The organism is Cryobacterium sp. Hh38, from assembly GCF_004403235.1.
In the GTDB taxonomy this organism is placed as follows: Bacteria; Actinomycetota; Actinomycetes; order Actinomycetales; family Microbacteriaceae; genus Cryobacterium; species Cryobacterium levicorallinum.
Window position 1 is genome coordinate 86,043 of the sequence record NZ_SOHD01000017.1, and the last position, 13,975, is coordinate 100,017.

General features: G+C 63.4%; 11 protein-coding genes and 1 pseudogene. 6 read left to right on the forward strand and 6 right to left on the reverse strand.

Annotated features, from left to right (window positions below):
- Positions 1-43: 43 nt before the first annotated feature.
- Together rpsF and E3T41_RS06420 are read right to left on the reverse strand one after the other, a co-directional pair.
- Positions 44-412, reverse strand: a pseudogene (gene rpsF, locus E3T41_RS18410) (30S ribosomal protein S6); the annotation flags it as partial.
- A gap of 148 nt (positions 413-560) precedes the next feature.
- Positions 561-1,991, reverse strand: a complete 1,431-nt coding sequence (locus E3T41_RS06420; protein ID WP_104132966.1) for a CCA tRNA nucleotidyltransferase — start codon at positions 1,989-1,991, stop codon at positions 561-563.
- A gap of 79 nt (positions 1,992-2,070) precedes the next feature.
- On the opposite strand from E3T41_RS06420, the gene E3T41_RS06425 reads away from it, so the two are divergent.
- From E3T41_RS06425 to E3T41_RS06450, 6 genes are all read left to right on the forward strand, one after another.
- Complete coding sequence (locus E3T41_RS06425; RefSeq protein WP_134477793.1) at positions 2,071-4,380, forward strand: DUF6049 family protein; 2,310 nt, start codon at positions 2,071-2,073, stop codon at positions 4,378-4,380.
- Complete coding sequence (murJ, locus tag E3T41_RS06430; protein WP_104132964.1) at positions 4,373-6,001, forward strand: murein biosynthesis integral membrane protein MurJ; 1,629 nt, start codon at positions 4,373-4,375, stop codon at positions 5,999-6,001. The genes E3T41_RS06425 and murJ overlap by 8 nt, the downstream gene beginning before the upstream one ends.
- A gap of 180 nt (positions 6,002-6,181) precedes the next feature.
- Complete coding sequence (gene trxB, locus E3T41_RS06435; protein WP_092448008.1) at positions 6,182-7,144, forward strand: thioredoxin-disulfide reductase; 963 nt, start codon at positions 6,182-6,184, stop codon at positions 7,142-7,144.
- A 22-nt stretch (positions 7,145-7,166) separates the two neighbouring features.
- Positions 7,167-7,490, forward strand: a complete 324-nt coding sequence (gene trxA / locus E3T41_RS06440; protein WP_092448009.1) for a thioredoxin — start codon at positions 7,167-7,169, stop codon at positions 7,488-7,490.
- Positions 7,491-7,591: 101 nt separating this feature from the next.
- A complete protein-coding gene (locus E3T41_RS06445; RefSeq protein ID WP_233195408.1) occupies positions 7,592-8,956 on the forward strand; it encodes a PLP-dependent aminotransferase family protein in 1,365 nt (454 codons plus the stop codon).
- Positions 8,957-8,998: 42 nt separating this feature from the next.
- On the forward strand, positions 8,999-9,955 hold the full coding sequence (locus E3T41_RS06450) for a D-alanine--D-alanine ligase (RefSeq protein ID WP_092448010.1): 957 nt from the start codon (positions 8,999-9,001) through the stop codon (positions 9,953-9,955).
- Between the two features lie 692 nt (positions 9,956-10,647).
- On the opposite strand, the gene E3T41_RS06455 is transcribed toward E3T41_RS06450, so the two are convergent.
- From E3T41_RS06455 to E3T41_RS06470, 4 genes are all read right to left on the reverse strand, one after another.
- Positions 10,648-11,598, reverse strand: a complete 951-nt coding sequence (locus E3T41_RS06455) for a ParB/RepB/Spo0J family partition protein (RefSeq protein WP_092448011.1) — start codon at positions 11,596-11,598, stop codon at positions 10,648-10,650.
- Positions 11,598-12,569 carry a ParA family protein gene (locus E3T41_RS06460; protein ID WP_174775284.1) on the reverse strand — a complete coding sequence of 324 codons (972 nt, stop codon included), beginning with the start codon at positions 12,567-12,569 and terminating at the stop codon, positions 11,598-11,600. The genes E3T41_RS06455 and E3T41_RS06460 overlap by 1 nt, the downstream gene beginning before the upstream one ends.
- Positions 12,570-12,645: 76 nt before the next feature.
- Positions 12,646-13,341: a 16S rRNA (guanine(527)-N(7))-methyltransferase RsmG gene (gene rsmG, locus E3T41_RS06465; RefSeq protein WP_092448012.1), complete on the reverse strand. Its 696-nt coding sequence runs from the start codon at positions 13,339-13,341 to the stop codon at positions 12,646-12,648.
- 12 nt (positions 13,342-13,353) lie between these two features.
- The gene (locus E3T41_RS06470) at positions 13,354-13,830 is read right to left on the reverse strand and encodes a R3H domain-containing nucleic acid-binding protein (RefSeq protein WP_233195422.1); all 477 of its coding nucleotides are present in this window, start codon (positions 13,828-13,830) and stop codon (positions 13,354-13,356) included.
- Between the last annotated feature and the right edge of the window lie 145 nt (positions 13,831-13,975).

The window sequence follows — 13,975 nt, forward strand, 5'->3', positions numbered from 1 at the left end:
TGGCAGCCGGTGCTGCGGCAGCTGCGGCAGCAGCGTCAGCCTTGGCAGCGATGACCTTCGGGTTGGCAGCCTTGCGGGCAGCCTTCTCGGCGGCCAGCTTGCTCGCGACGACGACCTGGGCGATGCCCTCTTCGGCGCGGAGCACCTTGGTGCGCATGACGGCCTCGGACAGCTTCAGCTGGCGGTCGAGCTCGACCGTGGCTGAGGCGTTCGCGGTGAAGTCGACAACGGCGTAAATGCCTTCGGTCTTCTTGTTGATCTCGTAAGCGAGACGACGACGACCCCAGACATCAACCTTGTCAATGGTTCCGCCATCGTTGCGAACAACGTTGAGGAACTTGTCAAGGCTGGGAGCTACGGTGCGCTCATCGATCTCGGGATCGAGGATAACCATAAGTTCGTACTGATGCATGACTAACCCACCTCCTTCGGACTAAAACGGCTGCAGACTTTCTGCAACAGGAGGGTTGTGCATGTGCTGCCGGCGCTGGTCCGGGGAATCCGGCACGCAGGCAACCTGCCCAGACTACCGGATGTTGGCAGCTTTTGCCACTGCGCTCCTACCGGTTCCGCCCTGCCCACCACTCCTGCAGCCGGCGGGTGGCTTCCGCTTCGCCCAGCGGACCGTCGTCGAGTCGCTGTTCGAGCAGATACCGGTAGGCCTCGCCGACCTCACGCCCCGGCTTCAGTCCGAGCACGGCCATGATCTGCTCGCCGTCGAGGTCGGGGCGCACGGCACCGAGCTCTTCCTTCTCGTTGAGCTCGGCAATGCGGTGTTCCAGGTCGTCGTACGCGAAGCCGAGCCGGTCGGCCTTGCGCCGATTGCGTGTCGTCACGTCGGCCCTGGTCAGAATGTGCAACCGCTCCAACTGGTCACCAGCATCGCGAACATAGCGGCGAACGGCGGAGTCGGTCCAGGCGCCCTCGGTATACCCGAAGAACCGTAGGTGCAGCTCGATTAGCCGGGACACCGCGTTGATCGTGTCATTGTCGAAGCGCAGGGCGCGCAGCCGCTTCTTGGCCAGCTTCGACCCGACCACGTCGTGGTGGTAGAAGCTGACGACCCCGCCCGGTTCAAGTTTGCGGGTGGCCGGCTTGCCAATGTCGTGCAGCAAAGCTGCGAGCCGCACGATCAGGTCGGGTGCCTCCAGGTTGCCGCGGGATTTCTCGTAGCCCATCGCCTGCTCGAGTACCGTCAGCGTGTGCTGATAGACGTCTTTATGGTGGTGGTGTTCGTCGATCTCCAACTGCAGGCCGGGAATCTCCGGCAGCACGATCTCAGCCAGTCCCGATTCCATCAGCACCTCGATGCCGGCGCGCGGGTCCGCTGATACGAGCATCTTCGAGAGCTCGTCGCCGATGCGCTCGGCCGACACGATACGGATGCTGTTGCACATCTTTTCCATCGCGAGTGCCGTGTCCAGATCCAGCGTGAAACCCAGCTGGCCGGTGAATCGGGCCGCGCGCAGCATCCGTAATGGATCGTCTCCGAAGGAGACCTCCGGGGTGCTCGGGGTGCGCAGGCGCCCGGCCAGCAGGTCGTCGATGCCACCGGACGGGTCGACCAGGGTCAGCTGCGGCAGGCGCAGCGCCATGGCATTGACCGTGAAGTCCCGGCGGAGCAAGTCGGGTTCGAGGCTCGTACCGAAGACCACGTCGGGTTTGCGGGTGGTCCCGTCGTAGCTGTCGGCGCGATAGGTGGTGATTTCCACGGTTTCACCGGCCAGGCTCGCTCCGATCGTGCCGTAGGCCCGACCAATGTCCCACTGTGCCTCGGAGAGTGGTTTGACGAGCGCGAGAATCTGATCCGGCGTCGCATCCGTCGTGAAGTCCAAGTCATGCACTGGCCGATCGAGGAACGCATCTCGCACCGGACCGCCGACTAGAGCCAGCTCATGGCCGGCCGCCGCAAATGCGTTCGCCAGACGGGATACCGTGGGAGAGGCAGCCAGGTCGCCCAGTCGTGCGAGGGCTGCCGCGACGCTCTGCATATGCCCATATTAGTTGTCAGCGCGCGGCGCGCAGACGCGGTGCAGGTGGCTTCCGGCTGGCACGCCGTAGAATCCCCCTATGGTGGCCGAGTCAGATTCCGCGCATCGGCCCGCGCTTCCGGCTGCCGCACGCACTGCCGTGCGCCCGGCCCAGCGCACCAGCAGAGCACGGCGCTTGCGGCCGACGGCGGGGTTACTGGTGGGCATCCTCACCCTGGCCGCGCTGATTCTGACGCCAGTCAATGGGCTCTCTGCAGCCCAGGCCCAGGCTCCACAAACGGCGGTCGAAACCGCCACGACCGCCGCCGATTCGGTCGGGATCACCATATCCGGCACGAATTCCTCCGAGCTGTCGCCCGGCCAGGATCTGCTCCTGACGGTTGCCGTGCAGAACAATACCGATGCGGCCATTCCGATCGGCCGGGTCGATGTGTACCTCGCCGACCTCGCTCTCACGACCCGAGCGGCCCTCGAGTCCTGGCTCCGCCCGGACGCTGACGCCAATTCGGGCGATCAAATGCTGAGCGTGCCGACTACGCAAGCTATTCCGTCCGGTGCGAACACGAATCTGTCGATCACCGTTCCCGCTGCCTCCCTCGGCTTGACCGACCAGAATGCCTGGGGGGCGCGCGGTGTTGCGGCCATTCTCACGGTCGATGATGTCGTTCGCTCCGAGGGCCGGGGAACTTTTGTCTGGTCACCGGGCAGCGCCACCACCCCGGTCAGGCTGGCGTCGATCATGCCGATCACGACCCCAGAGAGCGCGACCGGCCTGATTACAGCCAAGGCGCTCGAGTCCTATACGAGTTCGGTCGGCCTGCTCTCACGCCAGCTCGATTCCGTGATCGACCTGCCCACGATGGCTATCGCCATCGACCCGCAGATCATCGCGTCCATTCGAGTTCTGGGCAGCAAAGCTCCCGCGTCCGCGGTGGCCTGGCTCGATCGCCTTGCCACGGCGAGCAACGACATTTTCCCGCTTGGCTACGCCGACGCCGATATCTCCCTGCAGGCCCAGGCCGGTGCGTCCACCCTGCGCGCACCGACGTCCTTCGCGCAGGCCATCGATCCGAGTTTGTTCGTCGTCCCCTCGAACACTCCCGTTCCTGAGACGACCAGCGACGTGCCGAGCGTCACCTCCCGCACATCCACTAAGACCACGCCGTCACCGACTCCGACGCCCGGCCCGACGGTGACGCCGGGCGAGACGGTCATTCCTACAACCAGTGACCTACTGGCCTGGAACTACACCAGCACGACGATCGGCTGGCCCAGCGCAGGCCAAGTCGCCAGCACCGACCTCGACGTGTTCGCCGCGAGTGGGCTGACCACCACCATCCTCTCCAGCGGAAATGTGGAGCAGTCCGACGTCTTCACCCCGAACACCGCGGTTACCCTCCCCACCGGGCTCGGCCTGGTCAGCGACAGCGCGCTGTCCTCGGCCATTCGTGCTGCCGCCGATGCCACGACCGACCATGACTGGCGGGTCAGCATGTCGGAAGCCGCCTCGCTGCTGGCAATCGTTTCGGCCGAGAACCCGAACTCGACGCGCACGCTGCTGGCCACGTTTGATCGCAGCAGTCCGACCCCCGCCAACCGGGTCGAGCAAACCATGGCCGCCGTGGCCGGTCTTTCCTGGGCGGATGCCGTCTCCCTTCAGGCGGCGCAGGAGTCCACTCCGGCCACCACCGTGACGTTCCAGAACGAGGCAATCGACTCCGGCAGGGTCACGCTGGCCCGTTCCCTACTCGACCGTGAGGGCGCGGTCGCTGACTTTGCCACGATCCTGGCCGATCCGATCGTGGTGACTTCCCCCCAGCGCCTCGACCTGCTGGCACTACTGGATACCTCATGGAACGTGCAGTCCTCGGCCTGGGCTGACCATGTCGCGGCCAGTCTGGCGTCATCCTTCGACCTCATGCATGCCGTCACCGTGACTACGCGCGGGCCGATCATCGTCGTCGGTAGCCAGGTCGACCTCCGCATCACCCTCAACAACGCCCTGGAACAGGCCGTGACCGTGCGCACCGAGGTCGTACCGTCGAATGGGCGCCTCGTTGTGGGCGACACACTCGAGACGATCATCCAGCCCAACTCCGCGCAGGCGGTGTCCGTGCCGTTGAGCGCTGCGGTCGGAAACGGTGACGTCGTTCTTCGGGTCACCCTGTTCACCCTGAACGGCACCCCCCTCGGCCAGCCCGCTCCCATCGACGTCACCGTGCGCGCCGACTGGGAAGGCGTCGGCGCGAGCATTTTTGCGATCCTGGTCGTGGGTTTCTTTGGATTCGGTATTTGGCGCAATATCATCAGCCGTCGGCGGGAACACTCCGCCGAGGCATCCGCTGGTGAAAATGCGGCGGGGCAGCTGGCGGTGACCCCCGATGTCTAACACCCCGACCAGCACGGGCGGCAGCATCGGCCGGGCCAGCGCCTTCCTGGCCTCCGGCACGATCGTGTCGCGCCTTCTCGGCTTCGTCAAGCTCATCGTGCTGGCCGGTATGATCGGCCAGCTCGGCGATAGCGCCGATGCGTTCGCGCTGGCCAATCAGCTGCCCAACACCGTCTACGTCATCGTCGCCGGCGGAATCCTCACGGCTGTTCTGGTGCCGCAGATCGTGCGTGCCAGCCAGCACCTCGACGGCGGTACGGCCTACATCAACAAGCTCCTCACCCTCGCCCTGTCGATTCTCGCGGTGACGACGATCCTCGGCACGCTGTTCGCGCCGGCCATCACTGGATTCATTGGCATTAACCTGCCGGCCGACCAAAAGAACCTCGCCATCGCCTTCGCCTACTGGTGCCTGCCGCAAATGTTTTTTTATGGCCTCTACACGTTGCTCGGGGAGGTGCTCAACGCGCGCAAAATGTTCGGACCATTCACCTGGGTTCCGGTGCTCAACAACGTCGTGGCGATCGCCGGCCTGTTGGTGTTCGGCGCCATGTACGGTGCCGATGCCTCCGGCAACCGAGCGGCCGGTGAATTCACCCCGGCCATGATCGCGGTCCTGGCCGGCAGCGCCACCCTCGGCGTGATCGTGCAGGCCGTGGTGTTGTTCTACTTCTGGAAGCGCATCGGCCTGCGCTATCGCCCCGACTTTCACTTTCGCGGCGTCGGCCTCGGAGCCGCCGGCAAAATGGCCACCTGGACCTTCGGCATGCTGCTGCTGACCACCATCGCCGGGATCGTCGAGACGCAGGTCGTTTCGCTCGCCACCGGTGAGGCGTCCATTGCGGTGCTCGCCACCGCCTGGCTCATCTTCATGTTGCCGCACTCGGTGATCACCGTCTCCGTCGCCACCGCCTATTTCACCCGCATGAGCGAGCATGCTGCGCTGGAAAAGTTCGATCTGGTCAGAACGGATGCGTCCTCCGCGATCCGAGGCACCACCCTGATCATCGTGCTCGCGACGGCCGTGATCGCCGTATGCGCGTATCCGTTCGCCGCGGTATTCGTGGCACCGTTCGAGCAGGTCCAGGGCATCGGAAACGTCATCATCGCCTTCATTCTCGGACTGATCGCATTCTGCATCCTGTTCGTGCTGCAACGTACCTTCTACGCCCTCGGGGACACCCGTACGCCGTTCTTCTTCACTCTGTTCCAGGTGGTGCTGATTGTGCTCGGGGTCGCGGGCTGCGCGGGGCTTCCGGTGGAGTGGATCGCGGTCGGGATCGCCCTGGTCATCACCGTGTCCGGCGTGCTCCAGTGCCTGCTGGCCGCCGTACTGCTGCGCCGCCGCCTCGGTGGCATCGACGGCCGACGCATCGTGCGCAGCCTGGTGAAGTACCTCGCCGCGGCGATCATTCCGGTCGGCCTGGGAATCACACTGTTGTTCATTCTCGGCGGAAACGTCGAGGACGGTTTTGCCGTCGCGTCCCGACTGACCGCCATCCTCTCCATGCTCCTCATCGGGCTCGTCATGGCCGCGGCGTACTTCGGCCTGCTCCTGGTCATGCGCAGCGCCGAGCTGACGGCCTTTCTCGCGCCCCTGCAGCGGCGCCTGGGCCGGTAAGGCCTTCGGTCCGGACACACGGCTCAGCGCTCCCTTGAGCGCCTTAGCATAGTCTTCCGCCAGCTGAACACCGCCTCGCAAGCTGGGAGGGCGTGGAATAGCATCCGATTAGGATGTGTTGTATCGAAATGTGAGGCGGGATATTGCCCGTTTCGCCCCCCCACTGCAAGGAGCGTGCGCGTGCGTCAGATCATCATCATCGGTTCAGGACCGGCCGGTTATACCGCGGCGATCTATGCCGCCAGAGCCAACCTCAAACCGCTTCTGATCGCCAGCTCCGTTGAGGCCGGCGGCGAATTGATGAACACAACCGATGTTGAAAACTTCCCGGGTTTCCCGGAGGGCGTGCAGGGCCCTGATTTGATGACCAAGATGCAGGAACAGGCCGAACGGTTCGGCACCGAGGTCGTCTATGACGACGTCGAGTCGGTCGACCTGTCCGGCCCGATCAAGACGGTCACCCTCGGCAATGGCGATGTTGAGCAGGCGCTCACGGTCATTTTCGCTACCGGTTCCGCCTACCGCAAGCTCGGCCTCAGCGACGAAGAGCGTCTGTCCGGGCGCGGCGTCTCCTGGTGTGCTACCTGCGACGGCTTCTTCTTCAAGGGCAAGGAAATCGCCGTCATCGGCGGCGGCGACTCGGCCATGGAAGAAGCAACGTTCCTGACCCGGTTCGCCTCCAAGGTGCACGTCATCCACCGCAAGGGTGAGTTGCGCGCCTCCAAGATAATGCAGGAGCGTGCCTTCGCCAACGACAAGATCGAGTTCATCTGGAACTCCGAAGTCGTCGGCATCACGGGCGCAGAGGCCGTCGATGGCCTGACCCTGCGCGATACCGTCTCCGGTACCGAGACCAGCCTCCCGGTCGGCGGCGTGTTCGTGGCGATCGGCAACGACCCGCGCACCCACCTCGTGCACAAGCAGCTTGACCTCACCCCCGAGGGCACCATCGCTGTCGCCGGCCGGTCGTCACTGACCAGCCAGCCGGGCGTGTTCGCGGCCGGTGATGTCATCGACTCCAGCTACCGGCAGGCCATCACCGCAGCCGGCTCCGGCTGCGCGGCCGCTCTCGATGCCGAGCACTACCTCAGCACACTTTCCCAGAACCTGCTGGCCTCGGCCAGCGAACCCGAGCTCGTTTAATTTACCCAAGAAGGAGATACACATGACTGCACGCGCTGTAACAGAGGCCAACTTCGACCAGGAAGTCATTAACAACGAGAAGACCGTGCTGGTGGACTTCTGGGCCGAGTGGTGTGGCCCCTGCCGCGCCGTCAGCCCGATCCTCGACCAGATCGCGGCCGAGAACTCGGACAAGATCGACATCGTCAAGCTCAACGTCGACGAGCACCCGGCCCTGGCCGCCAAGTACCAGATCACCTCCATCCCCGCGATGAAGGTTTTCCAGAAGGGCGAGGTGGTCAAGACCGTCATCGGCGCCAAGCCGAAGCCCCAGCTGGAGAAGGACCTGGCCGATTATCTGGTCTAACTGTTCACCGCACCACCCGACCCGCCCGGTTTCGACCGGGCGGGTTTTTTTGTGCCCGGTGCCACCCCATACGATGAAGTGAACAGCAGAACGGATGTGACGTGACAAATCAGGGTTCCACTGACGTCAGCGCTGTGCAGTCAAGTACTGTACAGGCCGGAAACAACCTCGACCCGTGGTACCACCACTACGCCGAACGAGCCGCGGGCCTGAAGGCCTCTGAGGTCCGTGCTCTCTTCGCCGTGGCCTCCCGCCCCGAAGTGGTGTCGTTGGCCGGCGGCATGCCGTACGTTGCGGCACTGCCCGAGGACCTCGTCATCAACGCCATGGACCGGGTCATGCGCGAGAAGGGTGCCACAGCCTTGCAATATGGCTCTGGTCAGGGAATTCCCTTATTGCGCGAGCAGATTCTCGACGTCATGGCGCTCGAAGGAATCAAGGCCAACGCCGATGATGTCGTCGTGACAACCGGCTCCCAGCACGCCCTCGAACTGGTCAGCAAACTGTTTCTCGACCCCGGAGATGTCGTCATCTCCGAGGGCCCGAGCTACGTCACCGCCATGGTGATCTTCAAGTCTTACCAGGCCGAGGTCGACCACGTTCCGATGGACGAAAACGGCCTCATCCCGGCCGCGCTGATCGAGCACATCGCTGCCCTCAAGGCAGCCGGGCGCAGGATCAAGTTTTTGTACACGATCCCAAGCTTTCACAACCCGGCCGGGGTCACCCTCAGCTGGGAACGCCGTCTGGAAATTCTCGAGATCTGCCGGTCGAACAACATCCTGGTCCTCGAGGACAATCCATACGGCCTGCTCTATTTCGACAAGCCAGCCCCGGATGCGATCCGCTCGCTCGAGCGCGACGGCGTCGTCTACCTGGGTACCTTCTCGAAAACCCTCGCCCCCGGCTTCCGGGTCGGCTGGGCGCTCGCTCCACACGCGATCCGCGAGAAACTCGTGCTCGCCAACGAAGCCGCCGTGCTCTCCCCCAGCTCGTTCACGCAGATGGTCATCTCGGAATACCTCTCCACGGCCGATTGGAAGGGCCAGATCAACACCTTCCGCGGCGTGTACCACGAGCGCAAGAACGCCATGCTCTCGGCGCTCGACGAATACCTTCCCGACCTCACCTGGACCGACCCCACCGGCGGCTTCTACGTCTGGGTCACCCTGCCCGAACAGCTCGATTCGAAAGCCATGCTGCCCCGCGCGGTGAAGGAACTAGTGGCCTACACGCCCGGAACAGCCTTCTACGGCAACGGTGATGGTCGCCAGAACATGCGGCTTGCCTTCTGTTATCCCACGCCGGACAACATTCGGGTCGGTATCCGTCGTCTCGCCACGGTGATTCGCGGCGAACTCGACCTGCTCGACACTTTCGCCGGAACGGGCGCGCTCGGCGCAGCACCCGACCGGCCCGGAGCCAGGAATCAGCGCTTCGCTGGCCCGCCAGCCAATATCTCCTAAATTCGCCACCTTACCCGTATGCAGCTAGGAAAAGTCCTGATCATGAGCGAATTCATCCCCCTGAACATCACCATCCTGGCCGGTGGCATCTCGCACGAGCGCGACGTTTCGCTCCGCTCAGGCCGGAGGGTAGCGGATGCCCTCACCGACGAAGGTCACACGGTGACGGTGCTCGACCCCGGAGCCAACCTGCTCACGACCCTCACCGAACAAGCTCCCGACCTCATCTGGCCTACCCTGCATGGCGCCACCGGCGAGGATGGCGCCCTGCTCTCCCTGCTCGAAACAACCGGGATTCCTTTTCTCGGCTCCCGCGGCCCGGCCGCAGCCCTCGCCTGGAACAAGGCCACCGCCAAAGAACTCGTGCTGCGCGCCGGCTTTGCCACTCCCCCGGCCATAGCGCTCTCGACCGAGACCTTTCGGGATCTCGGCGCCACGAGCGTTCTCGAGCATCTGGTCAGCGCGATCGGCCTGCCCCTGGTTGTGAAACCAGCACAGGGCGGCTCCTCGCAGGGCGTCACGATCGTGCGCACGCCCGCTGATCTGCCCCGCGCCATGGTCGAGGCGTACACCTACGCCGATACCGCCCTGGTAGAGGCATACGTGGACGGCACCGAGGTCACCGTGGCTGTGATCGAGTCCGGCGACGGCCCCACCGCACTGCCTATCGTGGAAATCGTGCCAGTCGACGGCGTTTACAGCTTTGAGGCACGCTACAACGCAGGCGAAACGGACTTTTACACCCCCGCTCGCCTCGCCGACGCGGTCTCGGCAGCCGTCTCCGACACCGCAGTGGCAATTCACACCCTGCTCGGCCTGCGCCACCTGAGCCGAGTCGACCTCATCGTCGACGCAGCGGGCACCCCCTGGTTCCTCGAGGCCAATGTTTTCCCCGGTCTGACCGAGACGTCCCTAGTGCCCCAGGCCATCGAGGCCGCCAAGCAGACCCTTGGCGCCACCTACTCGACCCTGGCCACCCACGCCCGCGCCGCCCAATAACCTCTCTCTCCTGCGTTTCACGTGAAACATCGCGGCACCACCTTCCCCTGATTGTTTAGCTGAGGGCGATGGCGGTCTCGGAAGGCTCGACCAACGGGATGGGCATTCGTGTACCTTCAGTCTGCCCAGCCTGCGGAACCGAGGCCACACTCCCGTGCAACCACCGTTGTCGAGCTTGCCGAGATCGCCAGGCAGCAGTTTGACCGTGCCTACCGAATTCCCGAACACACACACGACACGCAAGGCATCGGCCATGTTTCACGTGAAACTCCAGTGACCACCTTGGCGCAGGTTCATTCCCCGAAAGTGCAGGCGGAATCAGGTCATGCACGGGGTGCGAGTTCTCGGTATTTGCGGCAAGTCTCTGCACGCTTTTCGTGAAGACTCTCCGCAAAGGCTGAATGCTCCAGCTGAAGCGCGCGTTACCGTACACCGCAGACCACGCCGCCTTCATCGCAAAAATGCCTTTGCACAGCCATGACTTGATGTGATGTGATGTGATGTTGTTTCACGTGAAACACCACAACGGGATTCCCCCAAACAACTCACGCGAGGACGATGGCGGTCTCACCAGGCTCGACCAACGAAAATCCCTCTCCCAACAGGTTGCTCGCGCGATGCCGATGGCGATCGCGGTGGCGGCAAAATTGACCAACGGATTGGGTACGTTTCACGTGAAACGTCGGTACGAGCTAGCTGGCGCTGAAGCCAGGCTCTCCCAAAACGGTCAGAATGCGATTCAGATCACCGATTGTCGCGAAATCTACTGTGATCTGGCCTTTTCGTGCGCCCAGATTAATCTTGACCCGGGTGTCGAGACGATCTCCGAGGTGTTCGGCGATCTCATCGAGGTGTCCCTGGCGCCGACCAGGCAACGGCTTCACAACAATTTTCCTGGGACCAGCCGACGCTGCCGCCTCCGCCGCACGAACCGACAGGTCCTCCTCAATAATTTTGTCGGCCAAGCGCAGCATGCCGGCGGGGTCCCCGACCGAGAGAATGGCGCGAGCGTGACCCGCCGATAGCACCCCCGCTGCGACACGCAACTGAACCGGTTCCGGTAGTTTGAGCAGTCGCAACGTGTTGGTGATCTGCGGACGCGAGCGCCCGATCCGGCTAGCCAATTCTTCCTGGGTAATGCCAAAATCCGCGAGCAACTGCTGATAAGCGGATGCTTCCTCGAGCGGATTCAGCTGCGCACGGTGCAGGTTCTCCAGGAGTGCGTCGCGCAGCATGTCCACGTCCGCAGTGTCGCGAACGACGGCCGGGATAATATCCAGCCCAACTTCCTTGGTGGCGCGCAACCGGCGCTCACCCATGACGAGTTCATACTTGCCGGGCTCGTCGGGCAACGGGCGCACCACAATGGGCTGCAGCACCCCGACTTCGCGAATGCTGTGCACGAGTTCGGCGAGGTCATCCTCATCGAAGATGGTGCGCGGCTGGGCCCGGTTGGGAACGATATCCTGCGGGTTGAGGTGCGCGAGGCGCGCTCCGGGCACGGGAATCAGCGCGGGGGAGGCATCCGCTTCAACGGTCACGGCGCGGGGAAAGAAGACGTCGACCGGGCGCGGAGCCGAAGCGTCATCCTGCACCGGAATGAGTGCACCAATACCGCGGCCAAGCCCGGTTCTCTTTGCCATCAGTATTGCTCTCTCTTGTGGGGCTTTTCGTTCGATTGGGGCTGATCTGCGCTTCTCGGTGCCCCCCGATGGGCCATTTCTGCTGCTGCTTCGAGATAGGAGAGCGATCCTGCCGAGTTCAGGTCGTAGCTGACGACGCTCTGACCGTAGCTCGGGGCCTCAGAAACCCGCACAGAGCGCGGAATTGCCGTATTAAGGACCTCTTTGGGGAAGTGATCGCGCACTTCCTTGGCTACCTGGGTCGCCAGATTGGTACGGCTGTCGTACATGGTCAGGAGAATCGTCGACACGACCAGATCCGGGTTGAGGTGTTTCTCGATCAGCTTGATGTTTTTGAGCAGCTGGCTCAGCCCCTCGAGCGCGTAGTACTCACACTGAATGGGAATGAGCACTTCTCGCGCCGCGACAAACGCATTGATCGTCAGCAGTCCCAGGGACGGCGGGCAGTCAATGAAGACATAGTCGTACGGCTCAGTCATTTCGGCGAGGTACAGGTCGAGCGCACGACGCAGGCGCTGTTCGCGCGCAACCAGGGAGACCAGTTCAATCTCGGCACCGGCCAGATGAATCGTAGCCGGAACGCAGAACAGAGCACCGAATTCGGGGCTCTTCTGCACGACCTCGATCATGGGCATGTCGTTAATGATGACGTCGTAAACGCTGGGCGTTTCGGCTCGGTGCTCAACACCAAGGGCGGTTGAAGCATTTCCCTGCGGATCAAGATCGATGACCAACACCCGGGCTCCCTGACGCGCGAGGGCCGCGGCAAGGTTGACAGCGGTCGTGGTCTTGCCAACCCCGCCCTTCTGATTGGAGATGGTCAGGACCCGGGTTTTCTCGGGTTTGGGCAGTTCACCGGCAGCAATGACCTGGCGCCGGCGGGTCAGCTCAGCAATTTCGCGGGCGAGTGGCGGTGCAGCGTCGATCCCGGCCGCCTTGGCAACGCGCTGATCTTCAGCAGGATGTTTCACGTGAAACCTTTACGTTCGACGGTTGATGAGCCACCCGAAAGGGACCCCCGAACACCAATTCTTGCGGCATTCGGGACTAGTCCACTGTAGCCCGGATGACCCGGGTTACCTCCGGCAGCACGCCAGCACCAAGGGTAATGACCTCGACATCGCGCAGGCCGTACTTGCGAATGGCCTTCGCGGCGGCTTCAATTTCGCGCTGGGCACCCTCACCCTTCATGAGGATGAGCTCCCCGCCTGAGCGAACCAGGGGAGCGGTCAGTGGGATCAGCTTACCGAGAGCGCTCACGGCTCGTGCCGTGACCTGATCAAGCGGATGCTTCAGGCGCGCTTCCTCCGCACGCGCCCGCACTACAGTGACATTCTTCAAGCCGAGCACCGCCACCTGGTCGTTCAGCCAGGCGACTCGCCGTTCCATCGGTTCGATCAGAACGAAGTTCACGTCGGGGCGAGCGATGGCCAGAACGAGGCCGGGGAGGCCGGAGCCGGAGCCAACGTCGCCCACAAGGCCGGGGCGCAGCAGGGGCGCTACGATCGCGCAATTAAGAATGTGACGCGACCACAACCGGGGGAGTTCCAGCGGGCCGATCAAGCCCAGTATTTCTCCCTGATCAGCCAAATTACCCGTAAAAGCTCGGACCAGGTCGAGTTGGGCTCCGAACAAGTTCGCAGCTTCCGCCGGTTCCTTCTCGAGTTCAACGAGCTCAGGATCGGCAGTTCCCGGTGCGAGGGGTTCGGGCACGCGCACTCCCGGTGTGGCTGACTCCGACATAACGGCCGGAATCTACGCTGCGGTAATGACGGTATGGCGATCGCGGCCCTCGCCGGACGACTCGGATCGGTATCCGCTCGCCGACACGATGTCGTGCACAAGTTTGCGCTCGTAAGAGGACATGGCCGGCAGGTCGGCCTCGGTCGCGCCGGCTTCGATGCGGGCAATGGCACGGGCAACGAGCGCCGCCAGCTCAGCTTCACGAGCCTCCCGAGATCCGCCGATGTCGAGAATGAGACGGGAGAATGATCCCGTCTTGTTCTGCACCGCGAGGCGGGTCAGCTCCTGCAGCGCATTGACTGTTTCTGGCTTGGACAACACCCGCAGGTTGTCCGCGTCGGATGCCTTGACCGAGAGGTAGGCCCGACCATTCCGAGCATCAATGTCGATGTCTCCATCGAGGTCGCAGATATCAAGGAATTCCTCGATATAGTCCGCAGCGATGTCGCCCTCACGTTCGAGTTGATCGGTCGTGAGGGGAGTCTCGATGCTCGCGACGGAACCCGTTTCTGGAACGTCGGGGGACGGATCCGTTGCAGCAATACCACTGGGGAGCGCCGCGCTGTCGCCTTCGACAGCAGCGGCCGCCGTGATATCGACCTCAGCGTTGTTGACCTCGGTCAGGTCGATCTTT

Bases quoted from the DNA above. Each gene is read 5' to 3' on its own strand.
- E3T41_RS06425 (WP_134477793.1), top strand. From the start codon at position 2,071: ATGGTGGCCGAGTCAGATTCCGCGCATCGGCCCGCGCTTCCGGCTGCC.
- E3T41_RS06450 (WP_092448010.1), top strand. From the start codon at position 8,999: ATGAGCGAATTCATCCCCCTGAACATCACCATCCTGGCCGGTGGCATC.
- rsmG (WP_092448012.1), bottom strand. From the start codon at position 13,341: ATGTCGGAGTCAGCCACACCGGGAGTGCGCGTGCCCGAACCCCTCGCA.
- E3T41_RS06455 (WP_092448011.1), bottom strand. From the start codon at position 11,598: ATGGCAAAGAGAACCGGGCTTGGCCGCGGTATTGGTGCACTCATTCCG.
- murJ (WP_104132964.1), top strand. From the start codon at position 4,373: ATGTCTAACACCCCGACCAGCACGGGCGGCAGCATCGGCCGGGCCAGC.
- E3T41_RS06420 (WP_104132966.1), bottom strand. From the start codon at position 1,991: ATGCAGAGCGTCGCGGCAGCCCTCGCACGACTGGGCGACCTGGCTGCC.
- trxA (WP_092448009.1), top strand. From the start codon at position 7,167: ATGACTGCACGCGCTGTAACAGAGGCCAACTTCGACCAGGAAGTCATT.